Source organism: Gilvimarinus algae, from assembly GCF_030518215.1.
Taxonomy (GTDB): domain Bacteria; phylum Pseudomonadota; class Gammaproteobacteria; order Pseudomonadales; family Cellvibrionaceae; genus Gilvimarinus; species Gilvimarinus algae.
Window position 1 is genome coordinate 69,158 of record NZ_JAULRT010000027.1, and the last position, 14,973, is coordinate 84,130.

At 60.6% G+C, this 14,973-nt stretch carries 12 protein-coding genes; 8 read left to right on the forward strand and 4 right to left on the reverse strand.

Annotation, left to right across the window (positions count from 1 at the left end; genetic code table 11):
- Positions 1-57: 57 nt before the first annotated feature.
- Positions 58-396, reverse strand: coding sequence for a metalloregulator ArsR/SmtB family transcription factor (locus QWI16_RS00655; protein WP_302710782.1), 339 nt, complete (start codon positions 394-396; stop codon positions 58-60).
- A gap of 172 nt (positions 397-568) precedes the next feature.
- Between QWI16_RS00655 and QWI16_RS00660 the strand changes: the two genes are divergently transcribed.
- On the forward strand, positions 569-2,353 hold the full coding sequence (locus QWI16_RS00660; protein WP_302710783.1) for a glycoside hydrolase family 2 protein: 1,785 nt from the start codon (positions 569-571) through the stop codon (positions 2,351-2,353).
- 51 nt (positions 2,354-2,404) lie between these two features.
- Here the strand turns inward: QWI16_RS00660 and QWI16_RS00665 are convergent, their stop codons facing one another.
- Complete coding sequence (locus tag QWI16_RS00665) at positions 2,405-2,980, reverse strand: DUF922 domain-containing protein (protein WP_302710784.1); 576 nt, start codon at positions 2,978-2,980, stop codon at positions 2,405-2,407.
- 176 nt (positions 2,981-3,156) lie between these two features.
- On the opposite strand from QWI16_RS00665, the gene QWI16_RS00670 reads away from it, so the two are divergent.
- From QWI16_RS00670 to serA, 3 genes are all read left to right on the forward strand, one after another.
- Complete coding sequence (locus QWI16_RS00670; RefSeq protein WP_302710785.1) at positions 3,157-5,487, forward strand: methyl-accepting chemotaxis protein; 2,331 nt, start codon at positions 3,157-3,159, stop codon at positions 5,485-5,487.
- Between the two features lie 32 nt (positions 5,488-5,519).
- Positions 5,520-6,236 (forward strand): tRNA (N6-threonylcarbamoyladenosine(37)-N6)-methyltransferase TrmO, encoded by a 717-nt coding sequence (tsaA, locus tag QWI16_RS00675; RefSeq protein WP_302710786.1) that lies wholly within the window; start codon positions 5,520-5,522, stop codon positions 6,234-6,236.
- A 192-nt stretch (positions 6,237-6,428) separates the two neighbouring features.
- Positions 6,429-7,658 (forward strand): phosphoglycerate dehydrogenase, encoded by a 1,230-nt coding sequence (serA, locus tag QWI16_RS00680; protein WP_302710787.1) that lies wholly within the window; start codon positions 6,429-6,431, stop codon positions 7,656-7,658.
- A 36-nt stretch (positions 7,659-7,694) separates the two neighbouring features.
- Here serA and QWI16_RS00685 read toward each other — a convergent pair whose 3' ends face one another.
- Both QWI16_RS00685 and QWI16_RS00690 read right to left on the reverse strand, forming a co-directional pair.
- On the reverse strand, positions 7,695-9,521 hold the full coding sequence (locus QWI16_RS00685) for a hypothetical protein (RefSeq protein WP_302710788.1): 1,827 nt from the start codon (positions 9,519-9,521) through the stop codon (positions 7,695-7,697).
- 42 nt (positions 9,522-9,563) lie between these two features.
- On the reverse strand, positions 9,564-10,814 hold the full coding sequence (locus QWI16_RS00690) for a TonB family protein (RefSeq protein ID WP_302710789.1): 1,251 nt from the start codon (positions 10,812-10,814) through the stop codon (positions 9,564-9,566).
- 162 nt (positions 10,815-10,976) lie between these two features.
- Here QWI16_RS00690 and QWI16_RS00695 point away from each other — a divergent pair, with 162 nt between their 5' ends.
- The 4 genes from QWI16_RS00695 (at position 10,977) to QWI16_RS00710 (ending at position 14,782) form a co-directional block, all read left to right on the forward strand.
- The gene (locus QWI16_RS00695) at positions 10,977-12,983 is read left to right on the forward strand and encodes a protein-disulfide reductase DsbD family protein (RefSeq protein ID WP_302710790.1); all 2,007 of its coding nucleotides are present in this window, start codon (positions 10,977-10,979) and stop codon (positions 12,981-12,983) included.
- Complete coding sequence (locus QWI16_RS00700) at positions 12,983-13,588, forward strand: redoxin domain-containing protein (RefSeq protein ID WP_302710791.1); 606 nt, start codon at positions 12,983-12,985, stop codon at positions 13,586-13,588. Before QWI16_RS00695 ends, QWI16_RS00700 begins: the two co-directional genes overlap by 1 nt.
- Positions 13,589-13,679: 91 nt before the next feature.
- Positions 13,680-14,288, forward strand: a complete 609-nt coding sequence (locus QWI16_RS00705) for a DUF938 domain-containing protein (RefSeq protein WP_302710792.1) — start codon at positions 13,680-13,682, stop codon at positions 14,286-14,288.
- Positions 14,289-14,365: 77 nt separating this feature from the next.
- A complete protein-coding gene (locus QWI16_RS00710) occupies positions 14,366-14,782 on the forward strand; it encodes an MAPEG family protein (protein ID WP_302710793.1) in 417 nt (138 codons plus the stop codon).
- The last annotated feature ends 191 nt before the right edge of the window (positions 14,783-14,973 follow it).

The window sequence follows — 14,973 nt, forward strand, 5'->3', positions numbered from 1 at the left end:
CCATATCTGAAATTTCATATATACCTGGGCGCAAAAACCCGTCGAAAACCAACATCCCTAATCGCAGCAGAGCGCTCTGTCTTCTGCCGTGCGCCCCAGCCGGGCCATGGCCTCAGACAAATAGGCCTGATTGCCGGCGGAGGTCTGGGCCAAAACCGCAATCGCCCACACGGGCAGATGCGGGTTCAAACGGTAGTACACCCACTGCCCGCGGCGCCGGCCCTGTAGCAATCCGCACTCTCGCAGTTGCGCCAGATGCCTGGATACCTTGGGCTGGCTCTCACCAATGGCCGCCACCAGCTCGCAGACACACAGCTCGCCCGTCTGTTCCACCAACAGAACGCAGTGCAGACGGGTGTCGTCCGCCAGGCATTTGTAAAAGGTTACCGGATCCATTGCGCCCACCCTCAGAACAATATATATGAAATTTCATATACATAAAACATGCACCAAAGAATACCACTTCACGGCGGTTTGCACTTGCTTACACTAGCCCGATTGCTGCAACAGACGCCCACTCCCTACAATTGATGCGATAAATCCCATAATAAAGGCGAAGGACAAGATCATGATTAGACCCCTGCATTCTCTGAGGTTTCTGCCCGCACTGGCGCTGTTGCTGGCGTGGTGCACCCAGGCCAGCCCGCTGACGCAAAACCCCTCGGCCCGTGACGGCCTCAGCCTGGACGGGCAGTGGCACTATATCGTCGACCCCTACGAAAACGGCTACTACAACCACCGCTATCAGGAACACACCCACGGTTACTTTAAAAACGCCAAGATGCAGAACAAAAGTGACCTGATAGAGTACAACTTTGCCACCGCCGACACCCTGGATGTGCCCGGTGACTGGAACAGCCAGGCCGATGAGCTCTTTTTCTACGAGGGCACGGTCTGGTACCAGCGCGATTTTGCCCTGAACAAAGACCGCAACACCGAGTACCGGTTGCGTTTTGGCGCGGTCAATTACCACGCCATTGTCTATGTGAACGGCGAGAAAGTCGGCAGCCACGAGGGCGGTTTTACCCCCTTTGAGTTCGATGTCACCGAGCAGCTAAAAGACGGGACCAACTTTGTGGTGGTCAAAGTCGACAACGCCCGCGCCCGCGATCAGGTGCCCACGGTCAATACCGACTGGTGGAACTACGGCGGCATTACCCGCTCGGTCAAGCTCCTGGCGCTGCCCAAGCAGCACATTCGCGATTACAACCTTCATCTCGACCCAAGCGGTACTGGCATCAGTGGCTGGGTGGCGCTTAACGAGGGCGCAGCTAAGGTCAGCGTGCGCATCCCCGAGCTGGCGCTTGAAACGCGCCTTGAGGCCTCCGGCCAGCAGACGCCCTTTTCGTTTAAGGCTACCCCGGAGCTCTGGAGCCCGGACAACCCCAAGCTCTACAGCCTTGAGCTGGAGCACAAAGGCCAGGTCATCAAAGACCGCATAGGCTTTCGCACCATCGCCACCCGCGGCGAGGACATTCTGCTCAATGGCGAGCCCATTTACTTAAAAGGCATCAGCATTCACGAAGAGTCGGCGCTGCACGACGGGCGCGCCTGGAGCCAGGCAGACGCCCGCCAACTGCTCAGCATGGCCAAAGAGCTCGGCGTTAACTTTGTGCGTCTGGCCCATTACCCGCACAACGAACATATGGTCCGCATGGCCGACGAAATGGGGCTGCTGGTCTGGTCAGAAATTCCGGTGTACTGGACCGTCCTGTTTGAACGCGCGGACGTCTACGCCAAAGCCGAGCAGCAACTGACCGAGATGATCAGCCGCGACAAAAATCGCGCCTCAGTCATCCTCTGGTCCATGGCCAATGAAACGCCAAAGTCTGAAGCTCGTCTGCAATTTATCGGCAAGCTCGCCGACAAAGCCCGCGCCATGGACAGCACCCGGCTGATCACCGCCGCGCTCGACACCTCCAGCGAAACGGCCGAGGGCAAACACATCGACGACCCGCTTTCGGCCATGGTCGACGTGATCGGCATCAACACCTATTGCGGCTGGTACGCCCAGAAGCCTGCCGAGTGCGCCAAGCTTAAGTGGCATTCCGACTACAACAAGCCGGTCATCATCAGTGAGTTTGGCGCCGGTGCTCTGGCCGGCTACCACGCCGACAAAGACACCCGCTGGAGCGAGGACTATCAGGCCGATGTCTACCGCCACAACCTCAGCATGATCGACAAGATGAGCTTTGTGCGTGGCATGACGCCCTGGATACTCAAAGACTTCCGCTCGCCGCGCCGGCCCCTGGCAGACATTCAGGATTTCTGGAACCGCAAAGGTCTGGTATCGGACAAAGGCGTGAAAAAAGAAGCCTGGTCGGTGCTGAACCACTACTATCAGGACAAGTAACTAGCGGGCGAGCCTCGCCCGCTATAAGCGCCGATGAGCGGTGGGTGAGCCTTACTCTCTGGGTAAGCTCACCCCTTGCTCGGCGCCGTAGTCAGTCATTTTGTCGAAGGCGGCTTCTTTTTCCCGGTGCTCAGCGACGATGGCCTCGGCGATCTCATCGGCGTGGCGGGTGAGGGCTTCACAGCTTTCCATCGGCTCGAGTTTCAGCAGCCGAATATCGATTTTATTCGCTGCCTGAATGGCCACCACATAGTGGCCGATAAGATGGCGCTGCAGCACCTCGACATAATCGTTAAACGCCTGCTGCACCTCGGCGCTTTCACTGACCAGTTCAGGCAGCTGCATCAGCGAATCAAGATCCACTTTGACGTCCTTAATAGCGCAGCCGCTGTCGGTTGGCTGCGTCCACACCTGCCAGCGAATCGACCAGCGGTTAAAGCCGTGCAAGGTGCGCGATTCATGCTCAACCGGTGAGGCCTTATCCAGACTCTCGGCCAGGCTCAGCTCGGTCAACGCCGGGTCTTCGATCTCGTAGTAGTGGTAGTCGATGGTTTCATTGACCCCCGCCCACGCCGCGAGCGGGGCCGCCAGCAAAAGGGCACCGAACAACAGTCTGATTATCGTCATCCACACCTCAAAAAGCCTCTGATTTTTTGACATAAAACGCGCGCAGAAACACTCAAGAAACCGCACTGCCGGGTTTTTGGCGAGTCGCCAAAAACCACATAAAAGTTTCGCCTGGCGGTAACAAATCCGTCACACAAGCCACTTAGTTTTGTGGCCTCACTGAACGGAGGCCTGCTGTGAAAATATCCACTCGCTTGATGCTAGGCGCCATTGCACTGACCGCTGTGGCCGTTGTCGGTTCATCGGGTACCACGGGTGCGCTGGCACTGCGCGACAGCTCCGGCGCGATTGAACACACCCTCAAGAGCCAGTTCCACGCCACCGCCACCGCACGCGAGGCGGCGATCCGCTCGACACTCAACGGCTATCAGGATTTACTCGCTTCGCTCGCCCAGGGCCGGATGACCCAAGAGGCGCTCTACGGGTTTGTCCGCCCCTTTGACTCCTACCGCTACGAAGTGGGTATTACCGATAAAGACGCCCTGAGCGCAGAACTCACCGGCTGGTACCAAAACAACTTTGCCCCCGTTTACACCCGCAAAAGCGCAGGTGACCGCCCGTCGGTCACTCAGTGGCTGGAACAAATGAGCTATGAGGCCCAGCTGATTCAGCACTTTTACCTGCAGACCAACCCCGGCTGGCCGGACACATTGGCGTCTATGAGCGACCGTTCAGACGCGACCATTTACGGCCAGCAACACCGCAAGTATCACACAAGTTTCAACGACATTGTCCAGCGCTTTGGCTTTAGCGACCTGATGCTGATCGATCACCCGCGCAAGCGCGTCATCTACTCGGCCAGCAAGGGCCCGCAGCTCGGCACCTCCCTAACCCGGGGTCCGTTTAAGTCCTCGCAGTTGGCCCGCCTCGCCGAGGCGCTGGAGAAAAACCCCGACCGCTTTGCCCTCTCGGCCTTCGAGCCTGCCGAGTTCTCCTACGGGGAGCTGTCCCTGTTTATCGGCATCGGTGTGTACCACAGCGCCCACAGCCCCGACCGCCCGGTAGGCTATCTCGTGGCGCAGATTCCGGCGAGCCGCTTTACCCGTATTCTCTCCGGCGGCGGCCAGTGGCGAGAGATGGGGCTGGGGGACACCGGGGACGTTTATCTCACCTCACCGCAAGGCGTGCTGGTAACCGATCTGCGCGCACGCAGTGAAAACCCCACAGCCTTTTACCAGCAGCTGGAGGCGGCGGGCTACCAAAGCGAAACCCGAGAGATTCGCCGCAAGGAAAACGCGGCCGGCTGGCTGCGCCCGGACACCCAACCGGTGAGGGCCGCCCTTAACGGTGGCTCCGGCGCCGATATGGCCACCGACTATCTCGGCCGGGACGTCTACACCGCCTGGGAGCCTGTGAACATCGGCGGCGCCACCTACGCTCTGGTGGTGCAACAGGCCCCGGACGAAGTCTTTGCCGCGCTCAATCAGCTGCGCGGCAAAGTCGCCACCAGCATCGCGGTGGCCACGTTTGTGTTAATCGCCCTGGCCGCCGTCGCCGCCTTTTTCTTTTCCCGCTACCTGGCCGGCCCAATGGTGCGCCTGGCCGGCGAGATTCAAACCGCCGCGCAAACGCGCAACCTCGCCACCCATTTCAATGCCAGCCGCAGCGACGAGGTGGGCGATATCAGCCGCAGCCTCAACAAGCTTTTTGGGGTCTTGCGCGAAACCCTGGCCAGCGTTATCGAGGCCACGGAGCACTCGGCCAGCACCGCCGAGCAAAACGCCGCCACCAGCGCCAGCTGCCGGGCCGATGCTCAGCAGCAGCGCCGGGAAATGACGCAGGTGGACGACGCCATCACCCGCTTTGAAACCGCGCTGGAGGACATGCGCCGCCAGCTGGAAACCACCGCCGAGCAGATGCGCGATGCCAGTCAGGTGGCACGCACCGGCAAGCACCAGATGGGCGATGTGGTGGATCAGGTCAGCCGCCTGCAGGGCCAGATCACTCACTCGGGCGAAAGTATGCAAGCGCTCACTAGCGCGGCTGACGACATAGTCGCAGTGGTCGATACCATCAAAGGGGTGGCCGAGCAAACCAACCTGCTGGCGCTCAACGCCGCCATCGAGGCCGCCCGCGCCGGCGAGCACGGCCGCGGTTTCGCCGTAGTGGCCGATGAGGTGCGCCGCCTGTCTGCCAATACTCACGACGCCACCGGCGAAATCCAGCAGCTGATTGACCGGCTGCGCCAGACCGTCAGCTCCACCGCCTCGGGCCTGGTCACCGAACAGGAGAGCGCGGCCCAGTGCGTGGCTTTTTCCAGCGCAGCCCAGAGCTCACTGCAAAACATTCAGCACACGGTCCAGAGCATGGAGTCGGTAATTGCCGGCATCGCCGGCCTGTCCGCCGAGGAGTGCCAGCGCGCCCATCACAGCCGCGAATCCTTGGCCAAGGTACTGGCCACGGTAGAGCACACGGATGCCTCCATTGCCCGCCTGGCCGAGAGTGCCAATCAGCAGCGCGACCTCGCCCGCGACACACTGCAGGCAACCCGGCAAATCTCTCTGTAAACTGGTGGTTTGTGCTTCTACAGAGTGACACCATGCAGTACACCCTAAACGCCATAGCCATTGTCCGCTCCTGCTTTACCGACAAGTTCGGTATACCCCGCCAGAGCGGGCTGGCACCGGCGGCGCAGGCGGTGATCGAATTGCTTCCCCCCTACGACCACCCGGATGCCTTTACCGGGCTCGAGCAGTGCTCCCATCTGTGGGTGGAGTTTGTCTTCCACCGGTTTGCGCCGGGCGAATTTCGCCCCCGGGTCCGGCCGCCACGTCTCGGCGGCAACCGCAGCCTCGGTGTCTTCGCCACCCGCTCGCCCAACCGGCCCAACCGCCTTGGGCTGTCGGTGGTGAAACTCGATCGTATCGAGCAAACCCAGGGCGGCACCCGCCTGCACATCAGCGGCCACGACCTGCTCGACGGCACCCCGGTGCTGGATATCAAACCCTATGTGCCCTACGCCGATGCCGTGGCCAACGCCAGCAACCAGATTGCGCCCGAGCCGCCCCCGCGGCTGGCCGTGACCTTTGGCGACAAAGCCAGCGCCCAGTGCGAGCGAGAAAGCGCCCGCCTCGGCCAGCCACTGCGGCCATTGATCGAGCAACTGCTGGCTCAGGACCCGCGCCCGCAGTACCAGACACCCGACCCGGAGCGGCGCTACGCCATGACCCTGTTTGACGTGGACGTCGCTTGGCACTACCAACGCGACGAGACGGGCCACCGCATCGAGGTGGTGGCCGTTGAGCCGGCCGCATAAACCGCTTAACCGCCCCTCGCGTTAGGGTCTTAACCGTTCTACGCCAGCGCCCATTTGTGCTATCATCGCGCCCTTTTCCAGGGCCTGCTCGGCGAATCGGTTCCCGCGAACCTTTGCCGGCGCACTGCTTCAGATCGTGTGCACTCAGGCTCCACCCCCAATTCACTCCCGCTCGCTGAGGTCTGACCGACTATGGCCAAGAAGTCACTGGACAAAAGCAAGATCAAGTTCCTGCTGTTAGAGGGCGTGCACCAAAGCGCCATTGAAACCCTGCACGCCTCCGGCTACGAAAACATCGAGTACCTGAAAACGGCGCTGGCCGAAGACGAGCTGATCGAGAAAATTCAGGACGCGCACTTCGTCGGCCTGCGCTCGCGCACTCAACTGACCCGCCGCGTGTTTGAAAACGCGCCCAAGTTGATCGCCGCCGGCTGCTTTTGCATTGGCACCAACCAGGTAGATCTGCAGGCGGCTCAGGAGCACGGTGTGGCGGTGTTTAATGCCCCTTACTCCAATACCCGCTCGGTGGCCGAGCTGGTGGTGGCCGAGGCCATCTTGATGATGCGCGGCATCCCCGAGAAAAACATTGTCTGCCACAGAGGCGGCTGGCTGAAATCCGCCGCCGGCTCCTACGAGATTCGCGGCAAGACCCTGGGCCTGATCGGCTACGGCTCCATCGGCAGCCAAACCAGCGTGCTGGCCGAGTCGATGGGCATGAAGGTGAAATTCTACGACGTCGTCGCCAAGCTGCCGCTGGGTAACGCCTCGCAGGTGCGCTCGCTGGATGAGCTGCTGCAGAGCTCGGACATCGTCAGCCTGCACGTGCCCGAGACCGGCGCCACCAAGAATATGATTGGCGAGCGCGAACTGGGCCTGATGAAAAAAGGCGCCTACCTGATCAACGCCTCGCGCGGCACGGTGGTGGACATTGACGCCCTGGCCGCAGCAATCAAAAACAAACACATCGCCGGCGCCGCCATCGATGTCTTCCCGGTGGAACCCAAGGGCAACGACGACGAGTTTGTCAGCCCGCTGCGCGGTCTCGACAATGTCATCCTCACGCCGCATATCGGCGGCTCCACTCAGGAAGCCCAGGAAAACATCGGCGTGGAAGTCGCCGAAAAGCTGGTGCGCTACTCCGATAACGGCACCACCATTACCTCGGTCAACTTTCCCGAGGTGGCGCTGCCCGAGCACCCGGATGCCCATCGTCTGCTGCACGTACACGCCAATGTCCCCGGCGTGCTCTCGGCCATCAACCGGGTGTTTTCCGACAACAACATCAACATCTCGTCCCAGTACCTGCAAACCAACGACAAGGTGGGCTACGTGGTATTGGATGTGCACTCACCCTACAGCGAGACCGCACTGGAACAGCTGCGCAATATCGAAGGCACCATTCGCTGCCGCGTACTCTTCTGATAGAAATCGCCGCGCTGCCCAATACAGCGCGGCGACTTATTTTTCCAGCTCGTCCAGCGTCTGCGACAGGGCGCTGATCTCCCGGTCCACCGCACTACCCGCGCCATACAATAAGGCAAACCGCTGCTGGGCTTCGGTAATGGCGGCCTCGAAGACCACGCGCATGTCCTCGTCTATATCCAGTACGGTAACCAGTTGACGCATCTCGATAATCAGGTTGTCCACTACGCGCTTGGTTTCCTCGGTGTTGTAGGCGTACTGGATATCAATATTGGTCACCCCGGCGCGCACCCGCTCGGCCATTTGCACCACCTGGTGGTGATGCCCCTCCAGCCTCTCAATATCGGCTAGGTGATCCAACTGTAAATGCACCAGGCCGTGTATCACATCCAGCAAACGGATGAGTGTGTCCGCGTCGAGACCAAAAAACGCGTCTTTCGGTACAAACACCTGTAGGCAAACACTCGAATACTCGAGCCCGGTGTCCGCCTCCTGGCGCCACTCTCCCGAGGCAAGGCGGTGAAGCTGCTGCTTTACGACTGCATCGGCCCGTCCGGTGGTGTTGATAACGGCCGATTTGTCGCCATGACACTGGCGTAGGGCAAACTGGATATTGAGTTGTACCAAGGTGTCTCTGACCAGCGCCAGCACCTCGTTAAAACTGTGTTTTTCAATCACCGCCAGGGCAAAGCCAAGCAAGGTTGCGCTAAGAGAGTCAGGACTTTCTCCGTCGCCATCTGGCTGGTCATCGGTGCGGCTCTCGAGCTGGTCGTGCAAATACTGCACCTCGCTCTCCAGTGTGGCGATGCAGGCCTCGCACTCGCTGACCATGCGCTCAAGTTTTACGGTATCGCCCGCGCCCGGGTCGCGCTGTTCATCCACCATGGCCCGCTGCAGGCACTTGAGCTCGCGGCGCAAATCGACAATGGTATTGCGCTGCGCCTGATTGTTATCGCGCAGGGTGCGGATCATGGATAAACGCGTGTCCTGATCCTCAGGCGCTTTCAGCTGGCGGCGGTACTGCCCGAGTTTTTCGCGATACTCCTCAACGCCATCGTGCAGCTCCTGCAAATGCCCCATGAGTGGCTTTTTGTCTTGGTAAAACGCCTCGTGAGGCTCGCCTTTTACGTGCCTGTGCATGCGCTGCACCACCTGCTCGTGCGAGTCGTGAATGGCCGAGAGCTTGTTGAGGCCCGAGCGCTCAATAGCCTCACGGCTTTCAACAATTCTGGGGGCATCCAGTTGAGTCAGAAGGGTGCGGTATTTCTGTTGAAAGGTACGCAGTTTTTTAAGCTCCGCGCCGTAGTTTTCGTTTTTAGCCCGCAGCAGGACGTTGTCTTGCTCCACATGTTGCAGCGCGTGAATTCGCTGCTTCATCAACGCGCCGGTGTCCTGCTCCTGGGCTTTCACCGGCCGCATGTTCTGCAAAAGGGTGGTGACCAGCCCTGCCAGCGCCTTTTCCAGCAGCTGCCATTGGCGATGCGGGGTATCGGCGTGTTCGGCCTCGGCTTCGGCCTTGAGGTAGAGATAGCGAATGGAGGCAATGCGCGCACTGAAAGGGTCTTTGCCGTTAAAGTCGCCCAGAGTCTTGCCCGTACTTTTGCGATAGCGATCCAGCGCGTCTTGCTGCAGGGCGGCCCAGTCTATACCGGGGGCGGGGTCAGATTCGGGCGCGGTGGACTGCGTGGGTGTGGCGGAAACACCGCCGTTGCTGCGGCGTTTTTTCAAACGCACATAGGCGCGCATCAGCCGGCGGTAGCGTTTGCGAAAGCGCCAGGCGACCAACCCCAGCACACAGGTCACCACCAGCAACAGCGCCAACAGTTGCAGCAGAATAAACGCCAGTGTCGTTTGGTCTTGCATAGGCTATCCTCAACGTACCGCGAGTATAGCTCACAAGCGTCTTTAGCTCTCCAGCATAAAGGTAATCGGAAAGACAAATTCAAAGTGCTCGGCCGAAAGCGCGGCCGGCAGCGGCGGGTAGGGCGCGGCCTCTTCAACGGCGCGCTCGACGGCGTCGTTCAGCTGTTTGTACTCCGACTCCAGCAACGGGCGCATTTCCAGCAACTCGCCGGCCGCGTCGATCACCACCGCCATGCGCACACTGCCAGTCTGGCGCAGTTTCATGGCGCGGCGCGGGTAGTGGATGTGCTCATGGGTGAGCTTGACCAGTAAAGCGGTGTAATCCTGCAAAACCTCCAGCGACGCGGCGGAAAAATCCGGCAGGTCCTCCTCTTCTTCAACGCGCGCGGCGACCACCGCTGGCGCGAGGGCCAGCGACTTAGGTTCGGTGGCCAGCGGCTCGGGCGCAACCAGCTCGGGCGCCGGAGCCTGGCTGCTACGTTGCTCGGCCACTGGCGCGACTTGTTCGGGTTCGGCGGCAGCGACAGAGGCGGGCGTTGATTCAACCGGCTCAGCGGCTGGCGTTTGCGGCTCGGGCTCAGGCTCTGGCTCTGGCTCTGGCTCAGCCACGGTAACCGAAGCGCTCTGCGACGCCGACGCGACCTCTGAGTCAGCAGTATTCGCTATCTCTTTCTGCGTGTCGGGCGCAACCCACGCGGCAATGGCGGCCTCGCGCTCGGCGCTCGGGGCGATTTGTTCAAAGCGGGCCAGATCCTCTGGCTCGTACTGCCCCAGCAGCGCCGCTTTAAATTCGGTGCTCGGCGGCACGGCGCCCACCCAGGCGAGCAAAAGCAAATTAAAAAATTGCGGATCTTCAATGTTCGCCAGGGTCTGGCCATTGAGATAAACGCGCACGCCGCTGGCGTTGGTTTTTTCGCTGAGCGTCAGCACATCGCCCGGGCGCAGGCTGCCTTTAAACGCGTTAAAAAACACCGCGAGCGAGTCGGCGCTGGCGCGTTGCACTTGCGGGTTGGCGTTGATCGCGATGCTTTGCAAAAACAAACGCGAGAGCTTGCCTGCGGTCATGCGATCGGCGGTAAACTTGAGAACCAGTGCACGCGAGCCCGCTGCAGACAGCGCGGCCTGAGCCGTGCTGGCCATACCCGGCACATAGAGCGCCATTAAAAACGCCTCCCGGTCGAGCTCAACGTACGAGGCAACACCATTGGGCCCGGAGCTTGAAGACACCTCCTGGGCAAGGAGCGGTAATGAACACATCCACAACAGGGCGGCCAGAAAACATCGGCGGATCATAGCGGCGACAACTTCAATAAATGAATATCAGGGGCAGCGTATTATCAGAAACGGTTATTATCGTTTTATGACAACACACTTTGAAAAGTCGGCACCCGATGATCAGATTGATCGCCAGCCTGTGGCATCATGACAATCACATTCCGGCGAGCGGGTTTATTTATGCTGAAACAATGGACGCTGGCCCTGGCGCTGCTGCTGTGCACCGGCCAGGCTCTGGCCCAAGCCACCGCCAGCGGCGACCATGTCACCGTGCGCTGGCTGGCGCCCGAAGCGCTGGCAGCGAAAGAATCACAGCCACTGGGGTTTTACTTTGAGGTAGACCCCGAGTGGCATGTCTACTGGCGCAACGCCGGCGATTCGGGTGCCGCCCCGCGCTTTGATATGGCAGTGCAGGGCGCCGAGGCGGGCCCCATCCAGTGGCCCTATCCCCAGCGCCTGCCCATTGAGCACCTGACCAACCTCGGCTACGAAGGCAATGTCGCCTACCTGTTTAACCTCGCGCCCGAGGCGGGGGCTGAATCGGTAGAGCTGACGGTGGATCTCGAATGGCTGGTGTGCAAAGTCGATTGCATTCCAGGCTTTGGAAAGATGAACCTGAACCTGCCGGTTGAGCCCGAGGCGCGCTGGCAAGAAAGTGAGCGCGAGCGACTCAACACCTTTGCCGCGCGAGTACCGCGCAGCGCCGAGGCCAGCCCCTGGCAGGCGGCGAGTTTACTCACCGGCAGCAACAACGCCCTCTGGCTGCACCTGCAGGGCGAGGGCGATGCGCCGCAAGTGTTCCCGCTCGATGGCGCCCTGCTCGGCGCCGGTAAACCTGACATCGAGCCCGCCGAGGGCGGCTACCGCTACCGTTTCGAGCGCCAACCCGGCGCCGCTCTGCCCGCCACCACCGGCTTTGTCATCGCCCAGGGCGGCAGCGCCTGGGAGTTACCCGCCGTGGCGCTGGGCAGCCAGGCGCCCCAACAGGGGCAGGCGCAAGCACTGTGGCTACTGCTGCTCGCCGCCTTCGCTGGCGGCTTGATTCTCAACCTCATGCCCTGCGTCTTTCCCGTGCTCTCCATCAAGCTGTTCGGGCTGATCAACAGCGGCGCCAGCGGCGGGGCCCGCACACGCGAGGGCCTGCTCTACAGCAGTGGCGTGCTGGTGACATTTGCCGCCCTGGGCGCCTTGCTGCTGGCACTGCGCGCCGGCGGCGCGGCCATCGGCTGGGGCTTTCAGCTGCAATCGCCAGCGGTGGTACTGGCACTGATCGTATTGTTCTGGCTGATGGCGCTGGCGTTCAGCGGCGTGTTTGAATTCGGCCACAAGCTGATGAGCCTGGCGGGCAACGCCTCGGGCGGCTCTTTTGTCACAGGCGTGCTCGCCGTGTTTGTCGCCGCGCCCTGCACCGGCCCCTTTATGGGCGCCGCACTGGGTGCGGCAGCCATATTGCCCGCAGCCTCGGCCATGGCGATTTTCCTCGGTCTCGGCGCCGGCCTGGCGGCGCCCTTTTTGCTGCTGACCCTCTCGCCGGCACTGCTGAGCAGGCTGCCCAGGCCCGGCCCCTGGATGGACCGGCTGCGCCAGTTTTTTGCCTTCCCGCTTTACGCCACGGTGATCTGGCTGGCCTGGGTCCTGGGCAGGCTGCTGGGCGATAGCGGCTGGCTGATCGCCTGCGCCCTGGCCCTGTGGCTGACCTTTTGCCTCTGGCTCGGCGGCCAGAGCGGGCGCGCCTGGCGCTTTATCGGTACTGGCGCGGCTGCGGCCGGGCTGATTGCCGCCTTTGCCTACCTGCCCGCCGCGGGCGACGCAAACTCGGCCACCGCCGGGCAAAGCCTCTGGCAAGGGTACGATCGCGCGCGCATCGAGCGCGCGCTCGCCGAGCGGCGCCCGGTGTTTATCGACTACACCGCCGCCTGGTGCATTACCTGCCAGGTCAACAAAAAGCTGGTGCTCGATACTGCCCACACCAGTGAACTCTTCGCCAAACACAACGTATTGGCTATACGTGCGGACTGGACCCGTCACGACCCGGCCATCACCGAGGCGCTTGCCGAGCTGGGCCGCAACTCCGTGCCGGTCTACGCCTGGTACGCGCCGGGCACCGACACCCCTAAGCTCTTGCCCCAGTTGTTGCAAGAGCGCATGATGACCGAATTATTCCAACCCCCATCAGGAGATCAGTGATGAACATCCTCAAACAAGGTTTACTGGCCAGTGTGCTTTCTCTCCCGGCTCTGGCGTTTGCTGTAGCCACCCCCGGCGAAGCGGCACCTGAGTTTTCCGAAGTGGACGCCAAAGGCAAGATGCATTCACTGGCTGACTACAAAGGCGACTGGCTGGTGCTGGAATGGTTTAACAAAGATTGCCCCTATGTGCGCAAGCATTACGGCAGCGGCAATATGCAATCGCTGCAGGAAACCTACACCGGCAAAGACGTTAAGTGGCTCACTGTGATTTCCTCCGCCGAGGGCAAGCAGGGCTACCTGCAGCCAGTGGAAGCGCAAAACCAGGCGAAAATTCACAACCTCAACGCCAGCGCTCCCTTCCTGCTGGACCCGGACGGCGACATGGGCCGCGCCTACGGTGCGAAAACCACACCGCACATGTTTATCATCAACCCCGAGGGCGAGGTGGTCTACGCCGGCGCCATTGACGATAACTCATCGGCCAACCCCGATGTGATACCCGAGTCCAAAAACTACGTCGCCGCTGCCCTGGATGCCGCCATGGCCGGTAAGCCCGTCGAGGAGGCCTCCACCCAGGCCTACGGCTGCAGCGTTAAGTACTGAATAGCTTTTGACAGCCCCCTCAAGTGAGCCCGCTCGGCGGGCTCACTCGCCAATCACCTCTTTTTGTTGACGCTCTATGTCGCCACCTTCTATGTCTCTACGATCTATGTCGCTACCTTTTTCCCAGGCCTGTGAAAACAACAAAGCGCCAATTCTTGATGCGCTGAAAAGCGCGTTTTCCAGCCGCACCCGGGTGCTGGAAATCGGCTCGGGCACAGGTCAACACGCCGTGCACTTTGCCGAGCACTTGCCCCACCTGATTTGGCAAACCAGCGATCTCCAAGGTAATCACTCAGGCATCAACGGCTGGATCGACAGCGCACCGCAGGCGAACCTCCTGCGCCCGGTGGTGTTGGATTTGTCGGCACCCCAGTGGCCGGGCGAGTTCGACGCCGTGTTTTCGGCCAACACCGCACACATTGTCAGCTGGCCTTTGGTTGAAACCCTGTTTGCGCAAGTGGACGAGCACTTGCCCCACGGCGGCCTCTTCGCGCTCTACGGCCCGTTTAATCTCAACGGCCAATACACCAGCGAGAGCAACGCGGCCTTTGACCAAATGCTGCGCGAGCGCGACCCACTAAGCGGCATCCGGAATATTGAAGATTTACAAACCCTGGCGGCGCGGCACCAGCTACGCTTACAAGACGATTACCCCATGCCCGCCAACAATCGCCTGCTACTGTGGGTAAAAGACCGTTGAGAACCGTGTTCGGGGCGGGCTTTCAACGCCGCAGCGACAATACAAAAATTTTCTATAGCCTGCTAAGGAGTCACCCTGTGAACTACGACTATTCCATCACGTTTATCGGCACCTTTATCGCACTGGTTACCCTGTTCGTGCAGGCACTGGTCGCCGCCACCAGCAAAGCCAAACAACCCGGCGCGGTGCCCGGAAAGATCAGCGATTCGCTGTCCCACGATTCGTTTGTCTTTCGCGCCCACCGCACCTTTATGAACTCTCTGGAGAATATGCCGCTGTTTCTCGGCAGTGTATTTCTCGGCATGTTTGCCGGCGCTCACCCGCGCTGGCTCGGGATTTTTGTGGTGGTGTATGCACTCGCGCGCATTGTTCATATGGTGCTGTACTACGCCATAGCGACGGAGAAGAACCCAAGCCCGCGTAGTTACTTCTTTGGGATTGCGTTGTTGGCGCAGATTGGGATTTTGGGGTTGGTGGGCGCGACGTTAATTTAGCCCTCAATCGCCGGGCGGGCGAAGCGCTTTTCTGCTTGTCCAGAAAAGTGCTCAAAAGAGGACACCCTGTATAGTCCGCATACATAGGTAACACATGTGTCCATATACATGGGTTACACTTTTAGGCTCCAGTATGAGACGCTGCCATTGGTAACGTCTCTTACATCAAACTGCCCGAGCCGGTAAAAGCT

Bases quoted from the DNA above. Each gene is read 5' to 3' on its own strand.
- serA (WP_302710787.1), top strand. From the start codon at position 6,429: ATGGCCAAGAAGTCACTGGACAAAAGCAAGATCAAGTTCCTGCTGTTA.
- QWI16_RS00655 (WP_302710782.1), bottom strand. From the start codon at position 396: ATGGATCCGGTAACCTTTTACAAATGCCTGGCGGACGACACCCGTCTG.
- QWI16_RS00700 (WP_302710791.1), top strand. From the start codon at position 12,983: ATGAACATCCTCAAACAAGGTTTACTGGCCAGTGTGCTTTCTCTCCCG.
- QWI16_RS00705 (WP_302710792.1), top strand. From the start codon at position 13,680: ATGTCTCTACGATCTATGTCGCTACCTTTTTCCCAGGCCTGTGAAAAC.
- QWI16_RS00660 (WP_302710783.1), top strand. From the start codon at position 569: ATGATTAGACCCCTGCATTCTCTGAGGTTTCTGCCCGCACTGGCGCTG.
- QWI16_RS00685 (WP_302710788.1), bottom strand. From the start codon at position 9,521: ATGCAAGACCAAACGACACTGGCGTTTATTCTGCTGCAACTGTTGGCG.
- tsaA (WP_302710786.1), top strand. From the start codon at position 5,520: ATGCAGTACACCCTAAACGCCATAGCCATTGTCCGCTCCTGCTTTACC.
- QWI16_RS00690 (WP_302710789.1), bottom strand. From the start codon at position 10,814: ATGATCCGCCGATGTTTTCTGGCCGCCCTGTTGTGGATGTGTTCATTA.
- QWI16_RS00695 (WP_302710790.1), top strand. From the start codon at position 10,977: ATGCTGAAACAATGGACGCTGGCCCTGGCGCTGCTGCTGTGCACCGGC.
- QWI16_RS00665 (WP_302710784.1), bottom strand. From the start codon at position 2,980: ATGACGATAATCAGACTGTTGTTCGGTGCCCTTTTGCTGGCGGCCCCG.